27 protein-coding genes, 1 tRNA gene and 1 other annotated feature are annotated in these 22,790 nt (G+C 61.7%); of the genes, 2 read left to right on the forward strand and 26 right to left on the reverse strand.

The genetic code is table 11. The annotated features are described in order from the left end of the window. Positions 1 to 12 precede the first annotated feature (12 nt). From AACW87_RS14740 to AACW87_RS14750, 3 genes are all read right to left on the reverse strand, one after another. The gene (locus AACW87_RS14740; protein ID WP_277606793.1) at positions 13 to 486 is read right to left on the reverse strand and encodes a helix-turn-helix transcriptional regulator; all 474 of its coding nucleotides are present in this window, start codon (positions 484 to 486) and stop codon (positions 13 to 15) included. Beyond that, on the reverse strand, positions 470 to 775 hold the full coding sequence (locus tag AACW87_RS14745) for an autoinducer binding domain-containing protein (protein WP_277606794.1): 306 nt from the start codon (positions 773 to 775) through the stop codon (positions 470 to 472). Before AACW87_RS14745 ends, AACW87_RS14740 begins: the two co-directional genes overlap by 17 nt. Positions 776 to 1,000: 225 nt before the next feature. After that, positions 1,001 to 1,088 (reverse strand) — tRNA-Ser (locus AACW87_RS14750). Between the two features lie 198 nt (positions 1,089 to 1,286). Here AACW87_RS14750 and AACW87_RS14755 point away from each other — a divergent pair. After that, positions 1,287 to 2,036, forward strand: coding sequence for a DsbA family protein (locus AACW87_RS14755; RefSeq protein WP_043554743.1), 750 nt, complete (start codon positions 1,287 to 1,289; stop codon positions 2,034 to 2,036). Between the two features lie 180 nt (positions 2,037 to 2,216). On the opposite strand, the gene galE is transcribed toward AACW87_RS14755, so the two are convergent. From galE to AACW87_RS14860, 21 genes are all read right to left on the reverse strand, one after another. Further along, the gene (gene galE / locus AACW87_RS14760; protein ID WP_241325353.1) at positions 2,217 to 3,242 is read right to left on the reverse strand and encodes a UDP-glucose 4-epimerase GalE; all 1,026 of its coding nucleotides are present in this window, start codon (positions 3,240 to 3,242) and stop codon (positions 2,217 to 2,219) included. Between the two features lie 85 nt (positions 3,243 to 3,327). Next, positions 3,328 to 4,335 carry a hybrid-cluster NAD(P)-dependent oxidoreductase gene (locus AACW87_RS14765; RefSeq protein ID WP_241325355.1) on the reverse strand — a complete coding sequence of 336 codons (1,008 nt, stop codon included), beginning with the start codon at positions 4,333 to 4,335 and terminating at the stop codon, positions 3,328 to 3,330. 131 nt (positions 4,336 to 4,466) lie between these two features. Next, positions 4,467 to 6,116: a hydroxylamine reductase gene (hcp, locus tag AACW87_RS14770; RefSeq protein ID WP_241325357.1), complete on the reverse strand. Its 1,650-nt coding sequence runs from the start codon at positions 6,114 to 6,116 to the stop codon at positions 4,467 to 4,469. Positions 6,117 to 6,334: 218 nt separating this feature from the next. After that, positions 6,335 to 6,802 carry a Dps family protein gene (locus AACW87_RS14775; protein ID WP_021140949.1) on the reverse strand — a complete coding sequence of 156 codons (468 nt, stop codon included), beginning with the start codon at positions 6,800 to 6,802 and terminating at the stop codon, positions 6,335 to 6,337. 129 nt (positions 6,803 to 6,931) lie between these two features. Then, a complete protein-coding gene (locus AACW87_RS14780) occupies positions 6,932 to 7,489 on the reverse strand; it encodes a DUF3833 domain-containing protein (protein WP_241325359.1) in 558 nt (185 codons plus the stop codon). Continuing rightward, positions 7,489 to 8,031, reverse strand: a complete 543-nt coding sequence (locus AACW87_RS14785; protein WP_241325360.1) for a chalcone isomerase family protein — start codon at positions 8,029 to 8,031, stop codon at positions 7,489 to 7,491. Before AACW87_RS14785 ends, AACW87_RS14780 begins: the two co-directional genes overlap by 1 nt. Beyond that, complete coding sequence (locus tag AACW87_RS14790; protein ID WP_241325361.1) at positions 7,988 to 8,206, reverse strand: TIGR02450 family Trp-rich protein; 219 nt, start codon at positions 8,204 to 8,206, stop codon at positions 7,988 to 7,990. The genes AACW87_RS14785 and AACW87_RS14790 overlap by 44 nt, the downstream gene beginning before the upstream one ends. Then, a complete protein-coding gene (locus tag AACW87_RS14795; protein WP_241325362.1) occupies positions 8,203 to 8,682 on the reverse strand; it encodes a DUF2878 domain-containing protein in 480 nt (159 codons plus the stop codon). Before AACW87_RS14795 ends, AACW87_RS14790 begins: the two co-directional genes overlap by 4 nt. 2 nt (positions 8,683 to 8,684) lie before the next feature. Next, positions 8,685 to 9,941: an SAM-dependent methyltransferase gene (locus AACW87_RS14800; protein WP_241325363.1), complete on the reverse strand. Its 1,257-nt coding sequence runs from the start codon at positions 9,939 to 9,941 to the stop codon at positions 8,685 to 8,687. After that, positions 9,941 to 10,693: a DUF1365 domain-containing protein gene (locus AACW87_RS14805; protein ID WP_241325364.1), complete on the reverse strand. Its 753-nt coding sequence runs from the start codon at positions 10,691 to 10,693 to the stop codon at positions 9,941 to 9,943. Before AACW87_RS14805 ends, AACW87_RS14800 begins: the two co-directional genes overlap by 1 nt. Further along, positions 10,690 to 11,949, reverse strand: coding sequence for an NAD(P)/FAD-dependent oxidoreductase (locus AACW87_RS14810; protein ID WP_241325365.1), 1,260 nt, complete (start codon positions 11,947 to 11,949; stop codon positions 10,690 to 10,692). Before AACW87_RS14810 ends, AACW87_RS14805 begins: the two co-directional genes overlap by 4 nt. Beyond that, positions 11,946 to 12,680 (reverse strand): SDR family NAD(P)-dependent oxidoreductase, encoded by a 735-nt coding sequence (locus AACW87_RS14815; protein ID WP_241325367.1) that lies wholly within the window; start codon positions 12,678 to 12,680, stop codon positions 11,946 to 11,948. Before AACW87_RS14815 ends, AACW87_RS14810 begins: the two co-directional genes overlap by 4 nt. Continuing rightward, entirely contained in the window at positions 12,677 to 13,105 is a 429-nt protein-coding gene (locus AACW87_RS14820) for a nuclear transport factor 2 family protein (protein ID WP_241325369.1), read from the reverse strand. The genes AACW87_RS14815 and AACW87_RS14820 overlap by 4 nt, the downstream gene beginning before the upstream one ends. A 1-nt stretch (position 13,106) precedes the next feature. Further along, positions 13,107 to 14,528 (reverse strand): deoxyribodipyrimidine photo-lyase, encoded by a 1,422-nt coding sequence (gene phrB, locus AACW87_RS14825; RefSeq protein WP_241325370.1) that lies wholly within the window; start codon positions 14,526 to 14,528, stop codon positions 13,107 to 13,109. Beyond that, a complete protein-coding gene (locus AACW87_RS14830) occupies positions 14,525 to 15,412 on the reverse strand; it encodes a MerR family transcriptional regulator (protein ID WP_241325371.1) in 888 nt (295 codons plus the stop codon). The genes phrB and AACW87_RS14830 overlap by 4 nt, the downstream gene beginning before the upstream one ends. Positions 15,413 to 15,572: 160 nt before the next feature. Continuing rightward, positions 15,573 to 16,517 carry a YbgA family protein gene (locus tag AACW87_RS14835; RefSeq protein WP_241325372.1) on the reverse strand — a complete coding sequence of 315 codons (945 nt, stop codon included), beginning with the start codon at positions 16,515 to 16,517 and terminating at the stop codon, positions 15,573 to 15,575. A 173-nt stretch (positions 16,518 to 16,690) separates the two neighbouring features. Further along, complete coding sequence (locus AACW87_RS14840; protein WP_042867063.1) at positions 16,691 to 17,320, reverse strand: outer membrane beta-barrel protein; 630 nt, start codon at positions 17,318 to 17,320, stop codon at positions 16,691 to 16,693. Positions 17,321 to 17,527: 207 nt separating this feature from the next. Then, positions 17,528 to 18,076 (reverse strand): DUF3157 family protein, encoded by a 549-nt coding sequence (locus AACW87_RS14845; protein WP_065402276.1) that lies wholly within the window; start codon positions 18,074 to 18,076, stop codon positions 17,528 to 17,530. A 100-nt stretch (positions 18,077 to 18,176) separates the two neighbouring features. Beyond that, on the reverse strand, positions 18,177 to 19,049 hold the full coding sequence (locus AACW87_RS14850; RefSeq protein ID WP_043554728.1) for a hypothetical protein: 873 nt from the start codon (positions 19,047 to 19,049) through the stop codon (positions 18,177 to 18,179). A 45-nt stretch (positions 19,050 to 19,094) separates the two neighbouring features. Further along, a complete protein-coding gene (locus tag AACW87_RS14855; protein ID WP_043134374.1) occupies positions 19,095 to 19,373 on the reverse strand; it encodes a DUF6482 family protein in 279 nt (92 codons plus the stop codon). A 31-nt stretch (positions 19,374 to 19,404) separates the two neighbouring features. Next, on the reverse strand, positions 19,405 to 20,001 hold the full coding sequence (locus AACW87_RS14860) for an HAD family hydrolase (protein ID WP_241325373.1): 597 nt from the start codon (positions 19,999 to 20,001) through the stop codon (positions 19,405 to 19,407). 169 nt (positions 20,002 to 20,170) lie between these two features. Continuing rightward, positions 20,171 to 20,293 (forward strand) — a sequence feature (Phe leader region). A 38-nt stretch (positions 20,294 to 20,331) separates the two neighbouring features. Here AACW87_RS14860 and pheA point away from each other — a divergent pair. Further along, positions 20,332 to 21,504: a prephenate dehydratase gene (pheA, locus tag AACW87_RS14865; protein ID WP_043139906.1), complete on the forward strand. Its 1,173-nt coding sequence runs from the start codon at positions 20,332 to 20,334 to the stop codon at positions 21,502 to 21,504. Between the two features lie 57 nt (positions 21,505 to 21,561). On the opposite strand, the gene AACW87_RS14870 is transcribed toward pheA, so the two are convergent. Together AACW87_RS14870 and AACW87_RS14875 are read right to left on the reverse strand one after the other, a co-directional pair. Continuing rightward, a complete protein-coding gene (locus tag AACW87_RS14870; protein ID WP_043139908.1) occupies positions 21,562 to 21,993 on the reverse strand; it encodes an LPP20 family lipoprotein in 432 nt (143 codons plus the stop codon). Between the two features lie 15 nt (positions 21,994 to 22,008). Further along, the gene (locus AACW87_RS14875; RefSeq protein WP_043139910.1) at positions 22,009 to 22,629 is read right to left on the reverse strand and encodes a FlgO family outer membrane protein; all 621 of its coding nucleotides are present in this window, start codon (positions 22,627 to 22,629) and stop codon (positions 22,009 to 22,011) included. Positions 22,630 to 22,790: the final 161 nt, after the last annotated feature.

The following is a 22,790-nucleotide window of genomic DNA, read 5'->3' on the forward strand; positions in this document are numbered from 1 at the left end:
CGCTACTTGGAGCTATTGGCCGTTCCCTACTAGCGTCATCTCCACGTTCAACCTGACCATCTTCTGCTTCAAGGCCCATGAAATGGCCTGGCTCTTGCTGCTGGCCCCCAGCTTGCTCACCACATTGTTCAGGTGAAATGTCACGGTACGAGGGGTGATCCCCAATATCTGGGCAATATCGCTCACCTGCTTGCCCTCCGCCGCCCAGCGGCACACCTCCAGCTCCCGCAGACTCAGCGCATCGTGGGGGGACAGACCGGCCAGGCAGACCCGGGCCACCGCCTCGAAAATGTGCATGGAGAACCAGCGGAGAAAGGGCACCGCAGAGAGCCACTGCGCCCTGGTGCGAGGTTCGTTGGTGATGAAGGAGAGCAGACCCACGTGGCCGTTGGCTCCGTGCCAGGGAAACGTCACGCCATCGCGAATGCCAAACTCGCTGACCAGTTGCATCACCTCCCGGCCCTGCTCATCACCCCCCCTCTTCATCGCGTACCACATCGGCCCATAGAATGGGGGTGCTCTGGGTCATGCCGCGTTTGACGATGGGATCGATGGCAAAGAAACCGCTGGCCGTGTAGGTATCCACCCAGGCTTGCGGGCAACCGTTGAAGATGATGACGTCGGGACGTTGAATGGTACTGGGGAAGATCAGGCCGAGCCTGAAATGATCGAATCCCATGTGCGCGGTCAGTTCACGCAACAGGGTCACTATGGTGCGCTCATCAGCAGCCGTCTCAAACTGGGCGATAAGATCCTGCGCATGCAGGGTGTTCATTTCTAGGGTATGAGGATCGTGCACAAGGTAGGGTGGCCAAACATGGAAACGTACCGCATGTTAACAAGCGTCAACGGATGGTACACTTGGACCTGTCACAAAATCGGAGATTGCCCACAGTTTATCCTGCAAATTCAGATATGCCTGTATGAAAGCACCGTTGAAAGGGCACTGAGCACATAGCAAAAAGGCCATCCTTTCGGATGGCCTTTTTGGCTTAATAAATGGCGGAGGAGGTGGGATTTGAACCCACGGATGGTCGCCCATCGCCGGTTTTCAAGACCGGTGCATTCAGCCGCTCTGCCACCCCTCCGCGACAGTGCGGCGAATATTACCCATGGCGATCCGGCTTGTAAATCCCCTCGCGGTGCGTTTGCCGATTTATTGGGCTAAATGACGCATAAAGTCGACAAACGGGGCATAAGCAGCGCTTTTTCAACCAGATAACTTGACTTGAAAACAGACTCACCCACTATAGTGGCCATCACGAAATTTCCAGCAAGATGGACTTATGAGAATCAAACATGCCCTGCTTTGCGCCCTGACTGGCGCCACCCTGCTTGCGGCGCCGGTTCAGGCAAGCGAGCTGACCAAGAGCGATGTCGAGCAAATCGTGCGCGACTATCTGGTCAAGAATCCGGAGATCCTGGTCGAGATGTCCAATGCCCTGCGCGCCAAGCAGGAGAGCCAGCAGGCGGCCAACGACAAGAGCCTGATCCAGGCGCATGCCAAGCAGCTCTATGCCAATCAGGATCCCGAGAGCGGCAACCCCAAGGGCAGCCTGACCGTGGTCGAGTTCTTCGATTACAACTGCGGTTACTGCAAGCGCGCCCATCCGCTGATCAAGCAACTGCTGGGTGAAGACAAGGACATCCGCTACATCTACAAGCAGTTCCCCATCCTGAGCGAGACCTCCTACTTCGCCGCCCGTGCGGCGCTGGCGGTGCAGCTGGGTCAGCCTGACAAATACCAGGCCTTCCACGAAAAGCTGTACGCCCATCAGGGCCCGCTGTCCGATGAAGCCCAGGTGAAGCAGCTGGCGGAAGCGGCCGGGGTGAACTGGAGCAAGGTCGAGGCCAAGATCAAGGACGGCAGCATAGACCAGAACCTCGGCACCAACCGGGCGCTGGCCGAAGCCATGAGCATCTCAGGCACACCGGCCTTCATCATAGGTGACCAGATACTGCGTGGCGCCCCTCGCGATCTGGCGAGCCTGAAAGGCTTTATCAAGGATGTGCGCGCGGGCAAGAGCATTCAGTAACCCAGCCCTTCGTACATAAAAAACGCCCCGGCATTGCGATGCCGGGGCGTTTTGCCATTCAGGCTTCAGTCCCTCAGGCCTGATGGGCCGTCGCGAGGAGCTGTCAGCAAGGCGAAGAGCTGCGCAGGGACCGGAATTTATATGAATAAATGAGGCTCCCGAGCAGCGCATGATCCTTGATCATGGCTTCGCAGTAGGACCATAGCCGTTCGGGTTCTGGCTTTGCCAGCGCCAGGTGTCCACCATCATCTGCTCGAGCCCGCGCTCCGCCTGCCAGCCCAGCTCGTCACGTGCCTTGTGCGGCTCGGCCCAGCATTCGGCTATGTCACCGGGGCGGCGAGGTTTGATCTGGTACGCTATGGTGCGGCCGCTGGCCGCCTCGAACGCCCTGATCATCTGCAGCACGGAATAGCCCTGACCGGTACCCAGGTTGTAGGTAAAGACACCGGTATCGGCAGCGATGCGGGTCAGCGCCTTGAGATGACCGAGGGCGAGATCCACCACGTGGATGTAGTCACGCACACCTGTGCCATCCGGGGTCGGATAATCGTTGCCAAACACCCCCAGCTCCTTGAGCTTGCCGACGCCCACCTGGCTGATATAGGGCAGCAGGTTGTTGGGGATGCCGTTGGGATCTTCACCTATGAGGCCGCTCTCGTGGGCGCCCACCGGGTTGAAGTAGCGCAGCAGCACTATGGCCCAGCGCGGATCGGATTTGGACAAGTCACGCAGTATCTCTTCCACCATCAGCTTGGAGCGACCATAGGGATTGGTAGCGCTGGTGGGGAAATCTTCCCGCAGCGGCACAGAGGCCGGATCGCCATACACTGTGGCGGAGGAGCTGAACACCAGCCGGAACACACCCGCCTTTGCCATCTCCTCGCACAGCACCAGGGTACCCGTGATGTTGTTCTGGTAATAGGTGAGCGGGATCTGGCTCGACTCCCCCACCGCCTTGAGGCCGGCGAAGTGGATCACTGATTCTATCTTGTGGGCGGCAAACAGCTGCTGCAGACAGGCTCTGTCCAGCACATCCCCTTCCACGAAGATGACCGGCTTGCCGGTGATCCGCTCGACCCGCTTGAGGGACTCGGGGGAAGAGTTGGACAGGTTGTCCAGCACCACGACCTGCTGCCCGGCATTGAGCAGCTCAACCAGGGTATGGGAACCTATGTAACCGGCGCCGCCCGTAACCAATATTGTCATTTTTTATCCCGTGTTCTGGTGAAACTGGGGCAGAGTCTACCCGCCCTGCCCGCTCGGGAAAAGAGTGAGATACTAATGACGCCCCTCAATAGTCGAGGCTGACATCCCCCCTGGCGGTACAGGAGCAGGCCAGTGCGACGCCGCCCTCCAGATCCTGCGCACTCAGCGTCATCACGCTCTGCCGTTCGATCTCGCCAGTCGTGGTACAGCGACAGGCGCCACACACTCCGGCGCGGCAGGCAGCCATCATGGTCTCGCCAGCCCCTTCCAGGGCGGCCAGCAGGGTCTGGCCCGGCAATATCTTCACCTTCTTGCCGCTTTTCTTGAGGGTCAGCCAGAAATGGTCGCTGGCGGCCGCAACCGGCGCCGCGCCCGATGTAACAGCAGGCAGGCCGAACGACTCCTGATGCAACTGCTCCGCTGGCAACCCCAGCTCCGCCAGCATGGCGCAGACGGCGGTCATGTAAGGCGCAGGGCCGCACAGATAGGCGTGGCGATCGAGCAGGTCCGGCGCCAGCTCCTTGAGCATGGCGGGAGTGAGCCGGCCAACCCAGGGATGAGCGGCCGGCGCCTGCTCCAGCACCAACCCATGGCGCACGCCGGGGTGAGCCTCGGCCAAGGCAGTCAGTTCGCTTGCGAAGATCAGATCCTGGGGCGAACGGGCGCTGTGAATGAAGCGGATGTCCGCCTCGGGCCGTTTGGCCAGCTCGTCGCGCAGCATGGCCCACATGGGGGTGATGCCGGAACCGGCGCTGAGCAGCAGCGGTCGCTCGCAGGGCAGCGCCGTCAGGTTGAAGTCGCCGAAGGGGCCGTCGACCCGGATCTCGTCCCCCACCTGCAGGCTCTGGTGCAGATGGTGGGAGACCCGCCCCACATCCTTGATGGTGACTTGCCAGCAGGCATCCTGCGGGCTGGAGGAGAGGGTATAGGCACGGCACATGGGCTGGCCGTCTATCTCTGTGTGCAGGGTCACGCACTGGCCAGCCAACACGGGGGGCAGACTGCCTGCAAGCGGCGCGAACTGCCAGCTCACCACATCATGGGTGTCGGCGCGACGACCGATGCAACGCAGGGTGAGAGAGGTAGAGGTCATCACAAGGCTCCTCATTTTGAAAACATGTTTTTGAAACACGACGCGTTGAAAAAAGGCGAGCCATCAGGCTCGCCAAAGGCTTACAACACGCTGAGATGATCAGGCCGGCGCGGCCTGCGCTACCACCGGATTCAGGCCGCCAGGATCTCGGCGAGATCCGCTTCGGCCGTGGTGGTCCCTTTCAGCCCGAACTGCTCCTCCAGCACCTTGAGCAGGGCCGGGGTCAGGAAGGCCGGTGCGGTCGGACCGGTGCGAATGTCTTTCACACCGAGCGCCAGCAGGGTGAGCAGGATGACGATGGCCTTCTGTTCGAACCAGGAGAGCACCAGGGTCAACGGCAGGTCGTTGACGCCACACTCGAACGCCTCGGAGAGCGCCAGCGCCAGCTGGATGGCGGAGTAGGCGTCGTTGCACTGACCCACGTCCAGCAGACGGGGAATGCCGCCTATGTCGCCAAAGTCGAGCTTGTTGAACTTGTACTTGCCGCAGCCCAGGGTGAGCAGCAGGCTGTCTTGCGGGGCTGCCTTGGCAAACTCGGTGAAGTAGGCGCGCTCGGCCTTGTCGCCGTCACAACCGCCCACCAGGAAGAAGTGGCTGATCTCGCCCGCTTTCACCTTGTCGATCACCGCTGGTGCCGCCTGCATCAGGGCATTGCGGGCAAAGCCGATGGTGATGAAGTGCTCGAGTTCTGTGTGTTTGAAACCGTCCAGCGCCAATGCCTTCGCCACCACGGCGGAGAAGTCATCCCCTTCCAGGTGAGTCACGCCCGGCCAGCCGACGATGGAGCGGGTGAAGATGCGGTCGCTGTAGTCGCCCACGTTAGGGTCGATGATGCAGTTGGAGGTCATCACAACGGCGCCGGGGAAGTTCGCAAACTCCTTCTGCTGGTTCTGCCAGGCGGAACCGTAGTTGCCCACCAGGTGGGGGTACTGCTTGAAGAAGGGATAGGCCAGCGCCGGCAGCATCTCGCCGTGGGTGTAGACGTTGATGCCAGTGCCTGCGGTCTGCTCCAGGATCAGCTTGAGATCCATCATGTCGTGGCCGGAGACCAGGATGCACTTGCCCGGCACCGGGGTGACGCGCACCTGGGTCGGTTCCGGGTGGCCGAAGGCGGTGGTTTCACCGAGATCCAGCATCTCCATGATTTTGAAGTTGAGCAGGCCGATCTCCATGGCACATTTGAACAGGGGATCCAGCTCGCTCGGGTCCGTGCTGAGCCAGCTCATGATGCGATGGAACTCGGCGGCCACGGCGCTATCCTGCTGACCCAGCACCCGGGCGTGCTCCATGTAGGCGGCGGCGCCCTTGAGGCCGTAGAGGCAGAGCAGACGCAGCCCCATGATGTCTTCGTGCACCTCGCTCTTGCCGCGATTGACCGCGGTTTGCGGCGCATGGGCCAGCTGGGCGAGCAACTCGTCACCCGGCTCGAAGCCGGCGGCCTCGGGCAAGCCGGTGACTTGCACCGCCAGTGCAGCCAGACGGTCGGCCAACTGCTGACGATGAGCCAGTGCCTGGTTGACATAGGCAACGATGCGGGCGGAGTCGAAGTTGACGTTGGTGAGGGTGGCGAAGAAGGCCTTGGGCACGAAGGCATCGATCTCGTTGTCGATGACGCCGTGTTCGCGAGCGGCCAGCGCCCAGGCACTGAGGCCCTGCAGCGCATAGATCAGCACATCCTGCAGATCCGAGGTTTCAGCCGTCTTGCCGCACATGCCTTGTGCATAAGCACAGCCATTGCCTGCCGGGGTACGAATTGTCTGTTCACATTGCACACAAAACATCATGCCTCTCCTAATTGGACATTTCAGTTACTTGTTTTGTGGCGATTCTATGCCCCTCGCCAAAAACTTAATAGGCATTCAATTTGCCAATTAAGTTTTCATTGATGCAGATCAAAAACAAAAAAGCCGCCCAAACAGGGCGGCAAGCGGGTGGATAAAAGGAGAGACAACTCGGGTTTACAACAAAGGTTTACAACAAAACTCGCTTTAACAAAGGGTCAGGCCAGATAGGCGCGCAGCATCCAGACCAGTTTTTCCTGCTGCTGCACATAGTCGGAGAGGATGGATGCAGTCCCCTCGTCACCGGCCTCGGCGGCTTGTCCCAGGATCCGGCGTTGGGCGACCAGCAGCTCGCGGAAGCTCTCAAGCAGGGATTCGACACAGGCACGGCCGTCATGCAGTCCCTTCTGCTCCGGGATGGCAGAGACTTTCAGGTAGTCGCTGAAGCTGTGCATGGGCACACCATCCAGGGTGAGGATGCGCTCGGCCAGGGCATCGACCTTCAGCAGCAGATCGTTATAGATCTCTTCAAATTTCAGGTGCAGTTCGAAGAACTGGTTGCCGCGGATATTCCAGTGGAAGCCACGAACGTTCATGTAGAGGATCTGGTAGCTGGCCAGCAACTTGTTCAGCTCGGCGGCCAGGGCTTGTGATTGAACGGTATCAAGACCAATCGGACTTTTCATGTTTCACCTCCAGATTTGACGACGGAGCCAGATTAGCTCCCTTCAGACTCAAAAGGTAATAGTTGCTGCCTAACTGATTGATAGCGAGCGGCTATCGCCAAGTGCACCCATCAGATGATCTGGCATGTCTCACCCCGGACGCCGCTCGATATAGAGGATCACCTCGCCCACGTGAATGCCGAACTTGCTGATCTCGGCCCGATTGATCAGGCGATCTTCATCCAGCAGATACATCCAGTCATCGAAGCTCACCCGCACCACTTCCCCGTCCGGCAGGGCCAGATCGAGTTGATAGCGCCAGTTGAGGGCAAATCCCCGGGTTTTGCCTACTGCCTCCCCCACCACGTCCGATGCCGCGCCGCGCCAGTGACCATCCGCCCCCTTGCTCAAGAACCAGGTTCGGGTCTGTTGCCGGCCGTCATCGAAATAGAACAGCTCGAACAACTGCCCTTTGCCACCCTGCCAATGCCCCTGCATCTCGACCCGGAAGCGACTGGTCACTTCGCCGCTGCGGTCGGTCACCAGGCCATGAGCCACCAGCTTGCCGTTGAAGAAGCGGGCGAGATCCCAGTTCGGCCCCTGACCACGGTAGTCATCCAGATTGCTGCCACACCCCGTCAGCACCACGAGTGGCAACAGCAGCAGAACGCGACAATAACGATAGAAAGACAGTGAGTATTCCAGCATCAGAGTTGACCCCGCAGGCGGCGGGTGAGTGCGGGATCGAGACTGTTGTCGGCGAGCCAGATGGCCAGAAAGGCTGCGGAGAATTGGGGATCGGCGAGGCTGCCGAGCGGCCGTTCGTGCCACCAGAAATGGCCAAATCCGGCCTCATCCACATAGAAGGCAAGCCTGTCTCCCGCCCCCACATCGGGCCAGAGCGCCGCCAGCTGATCGAGCCAGCGCCGGCGATCGGCATCGCTGCCAAGCCCGAGTCGCTGCCACTCCTCGGCGGTGGCGGTGAGCAAATCACTGCGTTTGATATCTCTGGCGTAGGTGAGGATCAGCGCCTGTGGATAGTGGCCCGGCTCATAACGGCCACTTGCGCTGTAGAAGGTAGCGTCGTAGAGCTTGAACCAGAGCCAACTCATCTCCCCCTGCCCCACGGCTCGCAGCGGCTGCCAGGGAGTGTAAGGGGCCTCTTTGGCCAGTGAACACGGGCTACTCAAGGCCACGATCAGCAGGCTAATTCCACCCCATATGCCAGCTTGAGGGATCTTCCAGTTCATGCCAATCCATCTCCTGTTCCAGCAGGGTGTTGATATCCTGCATCACCACGCGGGCCAGTTGCCCCTGCGCATCCCGCTGGCATGACACCACCAGATAGAAGCGCTCGGTCAGCTCGTGCTGGCTCTCTTTGGTCCACTTGGAAAACAACAAGGTGTCGGTCGAAAAGGTGTTCATCTCGCTTCACCCTCCAGCTTGACCGTTACCCACAGGAGTACGGGTAACCACCACATCCAGATCACCGCCAGCAGTGCCGTGCTGATCCAGATGCCCCAGGGTAAGTGTACTGCGCCCATGGCTGCTCCCGCCACATAGGAGGAGACGCCACCCGCCATGCCAAACAGCCCCTGCTGCCAGCGGGGCAAGGGGCGCAACCAGCGCATGCCGTGGGCCAGCGTCAGGGCAAATCCCAGCCAGAGCAGCACCAGCCAGAGGGGAAAACCGGAAGGGAACTGGAACAAGCCGAGCTGCCAGAGCAAGCCATCGAGCAGACAACCGGCCAGGGCCACCGGCCATAACCGCAGATCGCGCCTGCGGCTGGGGGAGAAGAGAAAGTGGAGCAACAGCATCAGCAGCAGCGGGCCCGGCTGCTGCCACTTCACCGCCAGCAACCAGTAGAGGTTGAACCCCAGCAGCTGGGCCCACTGCCACATGGTCAGTGACCGCTTACTGGCAGATCCCCCGACCAGCCGAGGGGGCCCGGTTTGGCCGCTTCCAGCTGGACCAGGCTGATGGCCCGCTCCCAGAAGCCGCCTTCGCAATAGGCAAAGTAGAAGTGCCACAGCCGGATGAAATCCTGGCTGTAGCCGAGCCTCGGCAGCTCAGGGGCCAGCGCCAGAAAACGCTCGCACCAGTGCGCCAGGGTGCGGGCGTAATGGTGGCCGTGATCGTGCAGCCGCACCAGCTGCATGTCGGTCTCGCGGGCCAGCAAGCCCGCCATCTGGGAGACGCTCGGCAGGCAGCCGCCGGGGAAGATGTAACGCTGGATGAAATCGACCCCGCGCAGATACTGGGCGTGGCGCTGATCGGCTATGGTGATGGCCTGAATGAGCAGGCGACCACCGGGTTTGAGCAGGCGCGACAACTGGCGGAAATAGTCCGGCAGGAAGGCATGGCCCACCGCCTCTATCATCTCGATGGAGACCAGCTTGTCGAAGGCTCCCTCCAGCTTGCGGTAATCCTCCAGCAGCAGGGTAATGCGATCGTCGAGCCCCTCCCGCGCAATCCACTCCTTTGCGTAGTCGTGCTGGGCCCGGGAGATGGTCGTCGTGGTCACCCGGCAGCCGTAGTGGCGAGCGGCATAAATGGCCAGCCCGCCCCAGCCGGTGCCTATCTCCAGCAGGTGATCGTCAGGCCCCAACTCCAGCCGCTCGCAGATGGTGTGCAGCTTGGCCTGCTGCGCCTGCTCCAGGCTTGCGTCGGCACTCGGATAGATGGCACTCGAATACTGCATGTGACCATCGAGAAAGCCCTGATAGAGGGTATTGCCGAGATCATAGTGGGCGGCGATGTTGGATCTCGAGCCTGTCAGGGTATTGCGGTTGAGCCAGTGGCGCGCCTTGTTGAAGGGGAAACTGAGCCAACTGAGCCGCCGCTCCAGGCTGTCGAGCAGCGTCAGGTTGCGGGCCAGCAGCCGCACCAGCGCCACCGGATCCGGGCTGGTCCAGAGCCCCTCCACCCAGGTTTCACCGGCGGCTATGCTGCCCCCCAGCAACAGGCGGCGATAGAAGGCCGGATCCTGCACCACCACCTCGGCGTGCAGGTCAGTGCCGGCCACACCGAAACTGTGGCGCTCGCTGCCATCCCGCAGCAGCAGTTGACCATGCTCGAGACGCCCCAGCAGATTCAGCAGCAGTTGCCTTGCGCCTTTGTCGATGAAAGAGGCAGAGAGGGTTGATTGCACAAGTTCCATTAGCGGCTCTCCGGATGAGTGAAGATGGGGGTTCGTTTGATAAAAAGACGCAGGGCCTGCCAGTAGATCCCGAGCAGCACCTTCAGGGTCATCCAGGGCCAGCGGGCGAGCAGCGCCACCAGCCCCATGCGCGACAGCGGCTCACGGCTCAGCGCCAGGGTGGCGTCAAACAGCTTGGCCTCCCCGGATACAGGATGACTCTCGATATGGATCAGTGTCTCCTGCCCCGGCGGGCGAATGCGCCAGTGGTAGCGCATGGCCAGCCCCATGAAGGGAGAGACGTGAAAATCCTTGTCGTGGGGCGCCAGCGCCGCCAGATCCAGCAGGTAGTAGTGGCGCTCGTTCCAGGGGGTGTTCGACACCTCGGCCAGCAGGTAACGCGCCTCCCCCTGCCGGTAGCAGAAGTAGAAATTGACCGGGCTGAAATAGAAGCCCAGGCAGCGTACATTGCCGAGCAGCAAGACGCGCCCGTCCGGCTCGGCCGCGCCGCCAAGCTCGGTCACCTTGTCCCACACCGCCTGCTTGAGGCTTCCCTCGCGGCCTTTGAGGTAATCATTGCGGTGAAAGGAGAGCAGCCCGGCCCGCTCCACGGCGAACCAGCGCCCCTGGCCTAGGCTCGGCAGCTCGTCCAGATCCAGCCCCAGCATGAAGAGGCTGTAGGAGAAGGCATGGGCCCTGGGTGCGAAGCGACGATGGCGCACCGAGCCCTGCCAGATGGCGCTGACGGTCTGAGCCATGGCGGCAGTGCTCATAGCTCGGCCCCGAAGCGTCTGGCCACGTCCAGCGCGCTGCGCACCCCGTCCTCGTGAAAGCCGTTGTACCAGTAGGCGCCGCAGAAATGGGTGTGCTGCTGGCCGCAGATCTCCAGCCGCGCCTGCTGCGCCTCAATGGATGCCTGATTGAACACAGGGTGGTGATAGACGAAGCGGCGCAGCACCTTGCTCTCGTCCACCTTGCCCCTGGGATTGAGGCTGACGCAGAAGGGCACTGGCGAGTTCACCCCCTGCAGAATGTTCATGTTGTAGCTCACCAGCGGACGCGCCTCGTCGTCCCCGTCCAGCTGATAGTTCCAGCTGGCCCAGGCCTTGCGGCGGCTGGGCAGGCAGCTGGCATCGGTATGCAGCCAGACGTCATTGGCCTGATAGGCCATGTCGCCCAGAATCGCCTGCTCCCGCTCGCTGACATCCTGCAACAGGGCCAGCGCCTGATCGCTGTGGCAGGCGAGGATCACCTCGTCAAACTGCTCCTCGCCATAGCGGCTCTGGATCGACACCCCCTCGGCCTGCCGCCGGATCCCCTGCACCGGACAGGCGAGGCGGATCTGCGGCTGCCAGCCTGCGGTGAGCGGGCCTATGTACTCCCGCGAGCCGCCCGGGATCACGTACCACTGGGGGCGGTTGGCCACATCGAGCAGGCCGTGGTTGGCAAAAAAGCGCAGGAAGAAGGCCAGCGGAAAGGCTCGCATGTCCGCCAGGGTGGAGGACCAGATGGCCGCCCCCATGGGCAGAATGTAGTGGCGGGCGAAGTAGTCGCTAAAGTCTCCCACCTGCAAGAAGTCCCCCAGGGTCAGCGCGGGACACTCGCCATGTCGTTGGCCGTCGGCCAGCCAGGCACGGGCCTCCCGGTTGAAGCGCAGTATCTCGGCCACGAAGCGGTAAAAACGCGGGCTCAGCAGATTGCTGCGCTGGGCAAACAGGGTATCCAGGTTGTGACCGTTGTACTCGAGCCCCTGCGGGCTCTTCACCGAAAAGCTCATCTCGGCCGGCTGGCGCGCCACGCCGATCCGCGCCAGCAATTTGAGGAAATGGGGGTAGGTGCGATCGTTGAACACGATGAAGCCTGTGTCGATGGCATGGCTGCGACCGGCCAGGCTGACATCAACGGTAGCGGTATGCCCCCCCAGAGTGGGAGCCGCCTCGAACAAGGTGATGTCGTGGCGCTTGTGAAGCAGAAAACCGGCGGTAAGCCCGGAGATGCCAGAGCCGACGATGGCGATTTTTTTCTTCATGAAGGGCGTCCTTTCGAAACAAGCGTGCTGCCAAGCCGTAGCCAGAGTCCCACCGGCAGTGCGCCAAGCAGGCGCAGCAACCAGATGAGGCAGCGGGGAAAGTGGATCTGGTGACGACCGGCAGCCAGTCCGCTCAGGATGGTGCGAGAGGCCTGCTCCACCGTCACCAGGCAGGGCATGGGAAAGTCATTTTTGGCGGTGAGCGGCGTCTGCACAAAGCCGGGGCGGATCAGGGTCACAGCTATGCCCCTGGCCCTGAGATCGAGACGCAGGGTATCGGCCAGATAGTCGAGGGCCGCCTTGGAAGCGCCATAGGCTTCGGCCCGTGGCAGCGGCAACCAGCTCACCGAGGAGCCGACGATGGCGAGCCGGGCACCGCGTTCCAGCAGCGGCAGGAAGGTGGCCAGCGCCTGGCCGGTGGCGATGAGGTTGGTCTCGATCACCCGGGCAAACAGCTCGCCATCGAACCCCTCTGCCAGATCCATGTATTCGCAGCTGCCGGCATTGAGGATCAGCAGGTCAAGCGGCGGCAGGCTGGCCGCCACCTCTGCCATGGCAGCCGCATCCCGGCCATCAAACTGCAATGGGGTGATGCCGTGGCGACCCAGTGCCAGCAGCCGATCGCCATCGCGGCCGCAGCCCCACACCTGCCAGCCCGCCTGCCGATAATCGAGTGCCATCTGGCGGCCCAGCCCGGAGCTGGCCCCCGTGATCAGCACACGTCCGCTCATGATCCCAGCCTCCCCTTGATGATGCGCACCAGAGATCCGAGCAGCGGCAACTGCTCGTAGAGCATGGCGCCGAGATCGAAGTAGTCGCGATGCAGACACACCTTGTCTGCGGCGTCGAACTCAAGTCGGGTCGCCCCTTCCACAGTGACGGGCCGCCCTCCGCCGAGCCTTGGGTGGGAGAAGGTCATGACCCAGCTTATCCAGGCCTCGCGACCCTGTTGCTGCTGGCTGACGATCTCGAAGTGACAGTCGGCGAGACGCTGATACAGAGCGGCAAAATAGTCGGTGAGCGCCGTCAGCCCCTCGATACGGTGGGCCGGATCGATGAAGATCACCTGCTCGGCATAGACGTCCGGCAAGCGATGCAACTGCTGCTTGTCCAGTTGCTGGTAAAGGGCAATAAAGCGGGCTAGCGGCGCGTTCATCCTATTTCTCCAGGTGTCGAAACATCTCTATGGCTCTCACCCGGGCGACGGCGTGATCCACCATGGGTGCCGGATATCCCCTTCCTCCCTTGAGTCGCAACCAGTCATGGGGCTGGTGCACATAGGCGGCGGGGACATCGGCAAGTTCAGTTACCCAGGTACGGATAAAGTCTCCTTGTGGATCAAATCGTTGCCCCTGAGTGGTGGGATTGAACACCCGAAAGTAGGGGGCCGCATCGGCGCCCGTACCTGCAGCCCACTGCCAGCCGCCATTGTTGGCCGCCAGATCACCGTCAATCAGCTGGCTCATGAAGTAATCCTCTCCGAGCCGCCAGTGGATGTGCAGATCCTTGGTCAGGAAGCTCGCCACTATCATCCGCAGCCGGTTGTGCATCCAGCCGGTGGCGTTGAGGCAGCGCATGGCCGCATCGACGATGGGATAGCCGGTGCGCCCCTCGCTCCAGGCGGCCAAGGCCTCCGGATCCCAGCCCCAGGGCAAGGCGGCTGTCTCGGGTTTGAACGGCAGGTTCATGGAGAGGGTCGGCACCAGCACCAGCAGGTGACGATAAAATTCGCGCCAGACAAGCTCATTGAGCCAGACGAAACCGGGCTGTGCCTTGGATTGGGGCCGGTAACCGAGCCGCTGTTGCAGCGCCCCCACGCACTGGCGCGGACTTATGATGCCGGCAGCCAGATAAGGCGAGAGGATGGAGGTGCCCGCGTGCGCCGGAAAGTCCCGGGTCTCGCCATAGTCGAGCACCGCCTGTTCCAGAAAAGCGTGCAGACGGCGAACGGCTTCCGCCTCCCCCACGGGCCAACGGGGATCAGCCGTCAGCTCACCCAATGCTTCATCAACCCACTCCCGCTCTGCCAGCGGCTGCCACGGCAGCGGCTCGCCCCGGGGTGCGGGGGCTCTGTGAATGACGAAGCCATCCTCCTCCAGCGCCTTGAGCCAGGCACGGCTGAAGGGGGTGAATACCTTGAACATCTCACCCGAACCGGTCAGCACCCGGCCCGGCGGCAGCACGCAGCAGCCGTTGAACCAGTGGCAACTTGTCTCCTGCTCCGCCAGCGCTGCGGTGACGGCCTGGTCACGGCGCTGCTCATCGAGTTCGATGGCCTGATTGGCATAGAGATGAGTGACACCCAGCTGCCGGCTCAGGGCCGCCAGCGCCGCCGGCAGCTCGGCAAAGGTCTCCACCCGCAGCAGATGGAGCTGGATGCCGAGGGCCGCCAGCTCGCGGCCCAGCGCATCGACCTGCGCCAGCATAAAGCGCTGACGGATGGGGGCCATCTTGTGTTGTCGCCACTGGGTCGGGGAGATGACAAACAGGGCGGCTACCTCCCCCGTCTCGGCGCAAGCGTGTCGCAAGGCCGGGTTGTCGGCGAGGCGCAAATCATTGCGAAACCAGACCAGCTTCATGGGGTCTTGCTCCCGCGCACGGCGCCGCCACGGGCTGCCGGTTGGTCCAAAGAAACCTGTGCAAGGGTGGGCTGCCAGCCGTGAGCCGCCAGCCAATCCGTGTCATAGAGGCGCCCCAGCTCGCCGAACAAGCGGGTGCCTGTCGGCCAGCCGGTGGCCAGATCCGGCTTGCCAAGCCCGGCCCCCAGCAGCACCAGCCAGGGAGTGGTCGCCCGCCCCTCCAGCAGGGCGAGGTGGCGCGGCTCGACCGCCCCCAGCAACTGCACCTCATAACCCTGGCCGATCAGCTCGTAGGCAGACCAGACCAGATCGAGGGGGCCGACCTGGCCCCAGCTCGCCAAGGTGATCGGCACGCCCTTCTCCTGCTCGATCAGGTGGCGGGCGAAGCGGGTATGAAGCCAGCCCAGCCACACCTGCTGCAGCAGCTCGCCATCGGGACGCTCGCGCCACAGGCCGAGCAACTGCTCCACCAGGGGTTGCAGCACCCGGCTGCGCACCAGCTCGAACGGGTAGCTCGCCAGCAGGTCATTCAGTTGCGCCTCCACCTTGCGCTGGCTGAGGGCGAGCACAGACTGGCACAGCTGCTCCAGGGTCTGCTGCCAGTGATCGCTCACCAGCTGGGATTGGGGCTCGCTCAGCAATCCCTTGACCTGGCCTATGCTCACTCCCCGCTCCAGCCAGCTCAGGATCTCGCCTATCTGGCGGATGTCCTGCTCGCTATAGAGGCGGTGACCCTTCTCGGTGCGGGCCGGCTGCACCAGCCCGTAGCGTCGCTGCCAGGCGCGCAGGGTGACCGCATTGACGCCGGTGAGGCGGGAGACATCGCGAATGGGGTAAATCCCCTCATCCGGTCTGGTGACATCATCTTGTGGTAAATCTGACATGGCTAATTCCATTCAACAGGGTATGGGCGCCCCGGCCCTGATGCGGGCCCGGGGTCGCAACACTGGGGTTCAGAGCCCGTATCGCAGCTTCAGCGTATCTGGGTGCAGGTCCAGATAGACCTTGCGTGACCGGATAGGCACCAGGGCCACGAAGCTGGACTCAGAGCCCATAACGCAGCTTGAGCGTATCGGGGTGCGGATTGAGATAGACCTGCTGCGCCAGATAGGGGTTGGGGTATTCCCGCAGGTAGTGGCGGATCAGGGTCAGCGGCACCAGCAAGGGGAAGATGCCGGTGCGGTACTTGTCTATGGTGTCTGCCAGCTCCTGCTTCTGGGAGGGGGTCAGTACCCGTTTGAAGTAACCCTGCAGGTGCATCAGCACATTGGTGTGGCTGCGGCGATTGGCACGCAGGGTCAGGGCAGCCATCAATCCCTTGATGTAGCTGTCGGCCACCTGCTGCAGGTTGGCCTTGCCGAGGTTGCCCAGCAGCTTGCCGAGCGCCCGATAGTGGGTAGTGGCATGGGAGAGCACCAGATACTTGTAACGGGAGTGAAAGCGGATGAGCGCCGCGGCACTGAGCCCCTGGGCGCAGAGCTGCTGCCAGTCGTGGTAGGCAAAGACCCGCAGCACGAAGTTCTCCCGCAGTATGGGGTCGCACAGGCGGCCATCTTCTTCCACCGGCAGCAGGGGGTTGGCTTCCATCAACGCCTTGGCGAACAGGCCAATCCCCTCCTTGGCACTCCCCTCATTGTTGGCGCCATAGATGCGCACCCGCTCCATGCCGCAACTGGGTGACTTGGCGCAGAGGATATAGCCGGAGATGAAGTCGAGCTGGCGAGCCTTCTGCTCGCTGAAGGCGATCAGTTGCTCGGTGACATCGAAACTGCCGTTGCTCGCCTCGGCGCGGATTTCGCCATGGCGTTTGACCAGCCGGATGGCGGCGCGCGGCGCTCCCAGGCCGATGGCCATCTCGGGACAGACGGGGTGGTAATCGAAGTGAGCGCCAAGATCCCGTTCGCAGAAGCTGGAGCGCTTGTGGCCCCCGTCGAACCGCACTTCCTGTCCCAGCAGGCAGGCACTGATACCGACTTTAATCTTGTACATGTTGACGCTCCTTGTATAAGCCTGAGTTCAGTTATAGCAGTTATACAAAGAAAAGAAAGTTGTATAACTATTGCGGACTGATACGGCACAAGGGCGAAAATAGGATCACCAGAAAATGAAAAAGCCCATGACAAACGTCATGGGCAAAAATGAAGACACTACAGGAAACAGGATTAGAAGCTGTACTTCACACCCAGGCTGGAGATGGAACCCTGTTGCAGGTCCCACTTGCGGTAGGTGTAATCGGCGGTGAGGGCCAGGTTCTGGCTCACCTTGTAGGCGGCGCCCACTTTGAAATCGTGCATGTCGTCGGTCATGTTGGCGTAGCGGTAGCCGGTGGAAAGCTCGACGGCGCCGATGTCGTAACGCAGGCCCACTTCACCGTACATGCTGCCGCTGTTCTTGCGGGTGATGTTGTCCCAACCAGTGTTGTTCACGTTGGATTGAAGCTGGCGCTCCATGGTGTAACCCATCAGACCCGCTTCACCATAGAGGTTCAGGCCGGTGCTGAGCGGGGTGTAGACACCCAGACCCAGGCTGGAGAGGCCCATGCTGTCGTTGCCATCGTTGCGGGAGGTGTATTCACTGCCCAGACGGCCGTAGAAGTTGGAACCGAAGCTCTTGGAGAGATCCAGATTCAGACCACCGAAATCGCGGTTGTTGCCGTCTTTGCCGCCGATGTAGTCGGACTTGGTGTGTGCCCAGGTCAGGCCGCCCTTGGCGTAACTGAAGGCATCCTGTGCCAGAGCAGAAGTAGAAGCGAAACCGGCCAGAACCAGAACAGAAAGTGCCACTTTTTTCATTTTGATGACTCCACGTGTTGAGCTAGTTGAGACCTAGCTGGAATGGAACCATTGTGCCGAGCAGGAGGGGGAATGCCGAGCGGCAAGCTGTTGCCAAATCATGTCAGATGTAAGCAACTGTTGCTGGCGGTTACCGGATTAACAATTGAACCCAAACAGGCTCGGTGATGGAGCCTGTTTGGCAGCTGGTGTCTGTGTGGCGAGGGGTTAGCGGAACTCCACTTCCTCAATCTCGACCCGCACCAGGGGCTTGCCGGTCAGACCGGCCGGGCGCGGCATCTCCAGCACCAGGGAGGGACGCTGCTGGCCCTTGCGCAGGTAGGACTCCGGCAGGCGGTTCTCGCCCACCCAGAAACGGGCCTCCTGCTTGACCAGCTGGGCACCCTGCTCGCTGAACAGGGTGACGCTGCCGCGCACCCGCACCACGCTGCGGCTGCCCGTGTTGCTCACCAAAAATTGCAGCGACAGGGGATCCGAGCCCTCAATCTTGTCGAGCTTGACGCTTATCCCGTCCTTGACCGCCTGGGCCAGCAGATCCGGATTGGTCATCGCCTGCTCGGTCAGCACGGGGACGGCCACCGCGCCCGTGACCACCTCACCGCTCGCCGTCGGCTTGATCAGCAGGTATTCCCAGGTGAAGTCATCGTTGAGCTGCACCTGGCGGCCATCCGGCAGGGTGACCTGGGTCAGGGGCGCAGCCTGTGCCAGCAAGGGCGACAGACAGAGGGCAACCAGCAGGCGGGACAAGGGTTTCATAGGGTGATGGCTCGGCGTCGATGGAAAAGGGCGTCAGTATAAAGAGTCGGCTCCGACTTGCCTATGACCCGACTCACGTTCTTGCCCTCTGCCGCCGCCGTCAGCAAGCCAGCTCCTGCCGATCCTCCTCCTGCACCATGTCCAGCGTCACCAGATCGAACTCTGTGCTCTTGAGGGCATTGAGAATGTCCGGTTGCAGGTCGAATGCCTGGGCACGCAGCCGCAGCGGTACGCGCACCCGTGCCAGTGTGGTCGCCTGATCCGAAAGGGTATGAAAGAACACCTGCGCCTCCTCCAGCCCCATGTCGGCCAGCATCTGCTCCGCCATGTCCACCATGCGCAGATGGCGCTTGTCCACCAGCTCGGGATCGGAGAAGCGACGACTCAGGCAGCCATGGGCGCTCTTGCCCCAACGCCCCAGCTGCCGTTTGTTGAAGCCGTAACGAAAGTCCCTGTGGGTCATGCCCTGCTTGGCAAACAGCCAGAGGGTGTTGGCCGGCAGGCTGCCGAAGCGGCGCAAATACTCCTGCAACTCCTCGACCGGGGCAGGCAGCAGCATGGGCAGATGGCTCCAGTCGGTTTCAAGCGCGGTGAGATGGCAGATGTAGCGTACCGGGTCTATCACCTCGTTGAGGTGACGCAGGTGATCGCAGAAGATCATCTCGTCGGTCTTGATGACTCTCTGCTCTATGCCGTAGCGCTGGCAGTAGCGTTTGGCCCGCGCCACCTCCTTGCGGCTGCGGGTCGGGCTGTCCAGGGTGAGGGCCCGGATCCGGACCCCGCTGGCGCGGCACAAATCCATGCTGTAGCAGGATTCCAGTCGGCCGGAGAAGGAGACCACCAGTTCGCCGTAGCTGGCCAGGGTCTCGACAAGCTGCTGCTCCCTGGCCTGAAAGGTCTGATCGTATCCTCGATTCAGCACAACTATATTGGCATCCATAACGACTACACCGGATGATGAATTGGTCGCCATTGTGCCGCAACAATCCTGAATAAACCCTTAAAGGAGAGGGATAAATCAGAATTTAATGATCATCTCCTGCCAATTACCCTCATTTTCATCCTGTTGCGCATCATAAATCCGCAGTTTCGCCTGATGCACCTGATGGGCCCGCAAAAAGCCCTCCGCCTGCTCGAGGGAGCCGAACGTCAGCCTGCCCTCCTCGCTGTCGGTGAGGCACTGCATCTCGCCGTCGACCTCGACACAGAGCTGGTAACCGCTGCCATCCAGGCAGGCGATCAGCAGGCCGGCATCCGGATAGTGACTCAACCAATTGCGAAACCGGCCATGCTCCATAACGTCTCCTTGAGCACTCCAGACTGTCGGCTCAACCGGGCAGATAGCCCAGCGACAGCAGCTGCTGACGACAGCTGGGCACATCAGTAAACACCAGCCCCCCGATCCCCAGCGCCTGCGCGGCAGCCACGTTGGCGGGGCTGTCATCGATGAACAAGCACTCGTCGGCCTTCAGGTCGAACGACACCAGCAGATAGCGATAAATATCCGGCTCCGGCTTCATCATACGTACCCGCGCCGACACCACCTTGCCGCTGAAGAAGCGCCAGAATGCGTGCTGCTCCAGCCAGTCGATGCTGGCATGACCCATGTTGGAGAGCGCATAGAGACGGTGGCCCGCCCCGTGCAGCGTCTCTATCAGGGTCAGCATAGCGGGATCCGGCAGGAGCGATGCGGGCACCGCCTGCAAAATGGCGAGATTCTGGGCCGCTGGCAAGCCGGTGCGCCCCTGCGCCTGGCGAGCCATGGTGTGCAGCGACAGGGTGCCGCGGTCCACCTCCAGCCAGTCCGGGTGGTTGAACAGCCGCTCCGCCAGCGCCTCGGCGTCGTCAGGCCCTCGCACCGAGCGCACTATGGCTACCGGATCCCAGCTCACCACCACCCGTCCCAGATCGAAAATAATCGCCATTGTGACCTCCTCCTGATGCCTCTGCCTCCGAGCCAACCGCCGCAACATGGCGCTTGAACAGCCCGTCGGCACACGCAAATACCCTGCCCCGTTCACCTCCCCCGGGCAAGTTTTACTTGCATCCCAGGCCCAAATCCCTTAATGGTTATGACGATATTTTAAGGACCAGACCCATGCACGCACCATTCCTCTTTGCTTTCTCGTTTATCCGGCCCACATGAGGGAAGGCCCTGTCGTCGCATGAACAGAAAGCAAAGACGAATCGAGCCTCCCCTAGCGGAGGCTTTTTTTTGCAGCTACCACACTCGATTATTTGGATAGGGAACCACCATGGCTACGCTCGACGAGATCAGACAAGACATCACCCGCTTGGATCAGGAGCTGCTTGCCCTGCTGGCCAAGCGCAAGACCCTCAGCATAGAGGTCGCCCGTGCCAAGCAGGCCAATCCCCGTCCCATCCGCGACACCCAGCGCGAGCAGGATCTGCTGGTCGCCCTGATCCAGAAAGGGCGTGTGCTGGGGCTGGATGCCCAGTACATCACCCGCATCTACCACACCATCATCGAAGACTCGGTGCTCTCCCAGCAGGCCTATCTGCAGAGCCTGCTCAACCCGGAGCAGCAGGAGCCGATGACCAGCGTCGCCTACCTGGGACCGCGCGGTTCCTACTCCAGCCTCGCCGCCCGCAAGTACCTGGCCCGCTACAAGGATCAGGTGATCGAGGTGAACTGCCAGAATTTCCGCGAGGTGCTGGATGCGGTGGAGTCGGGCCGTGCCGCCTTCGGGGTGCTGCCCATCGAAAACACCAGCTCGGGCTCCATCAACGAGGTGTACGACGTGATGCAGCACACCAGCCTCTCCATCGTCGGTGAGCTGACCTACCCCATCGAGCACTGCATCCTGACCGCCGTGCCGACCGAACTGGGCCGCATCAAGACCTTCTATGCCCACCCGCAGGTATTCCAGCAGTGCTCCCATTACCTCAGCAAGCTGGAAGGGGCACGCCACGAGATCTGCGACTCCTCCTCCAGCGCCATGATGAAGGTGAAAGAGCTGGCAAGTCCGGAGGCGGCGGCGATCGGCAGCGCGGCCGGCGGTGAGCTGTACGGACTGGACGTGCTGGCCGAGCAGCTCGCCAACCAGAAGGAGAACTACAGCCGCTTCATCGTAGTGGCGCGCAAGCCCATCGACGTGGCACCGCAAATTCCGGCCAAGACCACCCTCATCATGTCCACCTCCCAGAAGCCCGGCTCCCTGGTGGAGGCGCTGCTGGTGCTGCGCAACAACGAGATCAACATGACCAAGCTCGAATCCCGGCCGGTGCAGGGCAACCCCTGGGAAGAGATGTTCTATCTGGATGTGTCCGCCAACCTGCAGACCCCGGCCATGCAGGCCGCGCTGATGGAGCTGACCAAGATCACCCGCTACATCAAGGTGCTGGGCTGTTACCCGAGCGAAGACGTCAAGCCGACCACAGTGCCGCCGGTACTGATGGGCAACTGACCGTTGCCAACAAAAAAGGCGAACATCATGTTCGCCTTTTGTTTTTCTGCCTCGCCGTCAGAACTGACCGGCCATCAACTGGTTGATGTTGTAGAGGGCGCGGGTATCGAGCTCCATCTCGGTGGCATAGGTATTGCCACGGGGATAGGAGGCCACCACCCGGGCGCCACGCACCATGCCGGCCACGGACACGTCCAGCGAGTTGGAGGTCTGGGTCAAGTCCTTGTAGCTGCTCTGGCCCCGCACCTGCTGGCCATTGAGCTGCTCCGCCAGTTCGCGGTAGGCATCCATCTTGGAGGCGCGAATGGCCTGCAACATCTTCTCGGACTGGGAGGGCCCCGGCTGTATGTCGATCACCGCGTAACCCACTGCCTTGAGCACCGGAAAGTCATCGGGCTTGTTGTTGCCGCCGCCGTAGTTCACCACCCGATTGCCACCGCTGCACGCGGTCAGCAGCAGGACCAGCAGGCATCCGAACAGGATCTTCATTGCGCTCACTCCTTGTCAGGGGGTCAGATTGACCAGATGGCCGCCGGGACGAGCCTGGCTGTCGCGCATCAGGTAACCGCGATTGATGGATGCCCGGCCAAACGAATTGTTGGCGCCGAACAGGTATTGTTGCGGGATCAGGCTCTGGGCCGTGGTCTCCACCATCTTGGTCCGCAGATCTATGATGCGGGCATTGACCAGGATCCCCTTGCCATTGCGGCTGAAGGTGCCGGTCAGGATGCGGGAGATGGGCAGCCGGGGGGAGAGATCCCGGTAGTTGCGGCTCATCACGAAATCACCCTGCGGGGTCACCTTGATGCTGCCGGTCATCTTGAAATCCACCACAACTTCCCCGCGCCGGTTCAGCTCGTAGATAAAGCTCTCCTCGATCTGCTGCCCCATCCAGTTGGTGTCCTGCAGGGTATCGAGATCGACAAAGGAGGAGACGGCGATGGGCTCGGTCAGGGTGGTGAGCGACTTGCGCTCCATCAGCTGATCGGTCATGCGCGCCACCAGCCAGTTGAGCTCCATGCCAGCAGCGGCCTGGCGAGGATCACCCTGTTCCCGGTTGATGGGGTCGGAACCACAGCTGGTCAGAGCCAGCGCGAGGGCCAACGCCGTGAAGAGTTTGTTCATGGATACCTTTCCTGTATCTGCACCTGATTCGTTATCGGTTCGGCTGGCCAAAGCTTGAGTCGGGAATGAGGCATGGATCTTGCTAATTATTTGCGGTGTGCTGTGCAACGCACGGTTCTGTGGTCTGTATCGGCCGGTGCCATCACTTCAACAGGGGTGAG

Source organism: Aeromonas sp. MR7 (assembly GCF_963899385.1).
GTDB lineage: Bacteria > Pseudomonadota > Gammaproteobacteria > Enterobacterales > Aeromonadaceae > Aeromonas > Aeromonas bestiarum.

What these genes read in the sequence shown, in the direction of transcription:
- AACW87_RS14790 (WP_241325361.1), bottom strand. Translation starts at nt 8,206, where the DNA reads ATGAACACCTTTTCGACCGACACCTTGTTGTTTTCCAAGTGGACCAAA.
- AACW87_RS14785 (WP_241325360.1), bottom strand. Translation starts at nt 8,031, where the DNA reads ATGAACTGGAAGATCCCTCAAGCTGGCATATGGGGTGGAATTAGCCTG.
- AACW87_RS14780 (WP_241325359.1), bottom strand. Translation starts at nt 7,489, where the DNA reads ATGCTGGAATACTCACTGTCTTTCTATCGTTATTGTCGCGTTCTGCTG.
- pheA (WP_043139906.1), top strand. Translation starts at nt 20,332, where the DNA reads ATGGCTACGCTCGACGAGATCAGACAAGACATCACCCGCTTGGATCAG.
- hcp (WP_241325357.1), bottom strand. Translation starts at nt 6,116, where the DNA reads ATGTTTTGTGTGCAATGTGAACAGACAATTCGTACCCCGGCAGGCAAT.
- AACW87_RS14740 (WP_277606793.1), bottom strand. Translation starts at nt 486, where the DNA reads ATGAAGAGGGGGGGTGATGAGCAGGGCCGGGAGGTGATGCAACTGGTC.
- AACW87_RS14815 (WP_241325367.1), bottom strand. Translation starts at nt 12,680, where the DNA reads ATGAGCGGACGTGTGCTGATCACGGGGGCCAGCTCCGGGCTGGGCCGC.
- AACW87_RS14805 (WP_241325364.1), bottom strand. Translation starts at nt 10,693, where the DNA reads ATGAGCACTGCCGCCATGGCTCAGACCGTCAGCGCCATCTGGCAGGGC.
- AACW87_RS14810 (WP_241325365.1), bottom strand. Translation starts at nt 11,949, where the DNA reads ATGAAGAAAAAAATCGCCATCGTCGGCTCTGGCATCTCCGGGCTTACC.
- AACW87_RS14875 (WP_043139910.1), bottom strand. Translation starts at nt 22,629, where the DNA reads ATGAACAAACTCTTCACGGCGTTGGCCCTCGCGCTGGCTCTGACCAGC.
- AACW87_RS14870 (WP_043139908.1), bottom strand. Translation starts at nt 21,993, where the DNA reads ATGAAGATCCTGTTCGGATGCCTGCTGGTCCTGCTGCTGACCGCGTGC.
- phrB (WP_241325370.1), bottom strand. Translation starts at nt 14,528, where the DNA reads ATGAAGCTGGTCTGGTTTCGCAATGATTTGCGCCTCGCCGACAACCCG.
- AACW87_RS14755 (WP_043554743.1), top strand. Translation starts at nt 1,287, where the DNA reads ATGAGAATCAAACATGCCCTGCTTTGCGCCCTGACTGGCGCCACCCTG.
- AACW87_RS14860 (WP_241325373.1), bottom strand. Translation starts at nt 20,001, where the DNA reads ATGGCGATTATTTTCGATCTGGGACGGGTGGTGGTGAGCTGGGATCCG.
- galE (WP_241325353.1), bottom strand. Translation starts at nt 3,242, where the DNA reads ATGACAATATTGGTTACGGGCGGCGCCGGTTACATAGGTTCCCATACC.
- AACW87_RS14745 (WP_277606794.1), bottom strand. Translation starts at nt 775, where the DNA reads ATGAACACCCTGCATGCGCAGGATCTTATCGCCCAGTTTGAGACGGCT.
- AACW87_RS14850 (WP_043554728.1), bottom strand. Translation starts at nt 19,049, where the DNA reads ATGGCGACCAATTCATCATCCGGTGTAGTCGTTATGGATGCCAATATA.
- AACW87_RS14800 (WP_241325363.1), bottom strand. Translation starts at nt 9,941, where the DNA reads ATGGAACTTGTGCAATCAACCCTCTCTGCCTCTTTCATCGACAAAGGC.
- AACW87_RS14765 (WP_241325355.1), bottom strand. Translation starts at nt 4,335, where the DNA reads ATGACCTCTACCTCTCTCACCCTGCGTTGCATCGGTCGTCGCGCCGAC.
- AACW87_RS14845 (WP_065402276.1), bottom strand. Translation starts at nt 18,076, where the DNA reads ATGAAACCCTTGTCCCGCCTGCTGGTTGCCCTCTGTCTGTCGCCCTTG.
- AACW87_RS14830 (WP_241325371.1), bottom strand. Translation starts at nt 15,412, where the DNA reads ATGTCAGATTTACCACAAGATGATGTCACCAGACCGGATGAGGGGATT.
- AACW87_RS14775 (WP_021140949.1), bottom strand. Translation starts at nt 6,802, where the DNA reads ATGAAAAGTCCGATTGGTCTTGATACCGTTCAATCACAAGCCCTGGCC.
- AACW87_RS14840 (WP_042867063.1), bottom strand. Translation starts at nt 17,320, where the DNA reads ATGAAAAAAGTGGCACTTTCTGTTCTGGTTCTGGCCGGTTTCGCTTCT.
- AACW87_RS14835 (WP_241325372.1), bottom strand. Translation starts at nt 16,517, where the DNA reads ATGTACAAGATTAAAGTCGGTATCAGTGCCTGCCTGCTGGGACAGGAA.
- AACW87_RS14855 (WP_043134374.1), bottom strand. Translation starts at nt 19,373, where the DNA reads ATGGAGCATGGCCGGTTTCGCAATTGGTTGAGTCACTATCCGGATGCC.
- AACW87_RS14795 (WP_241325362.1), bottom strand. Translation starts at nt 8,682, where the DNA reads ATGTGGCAGTGGGCCCAGCTGCTGGGGTTCAACCTCTACTGGTTGCTG.
- AACW87_RS14820 (WP_241325369.1), bottom strand. Translation starts at nt 13,105, where the DNA reads ATGAACGCGCCGCTAGCCCGCTTTATTGCCCTTTACCAGCAACTGGAC.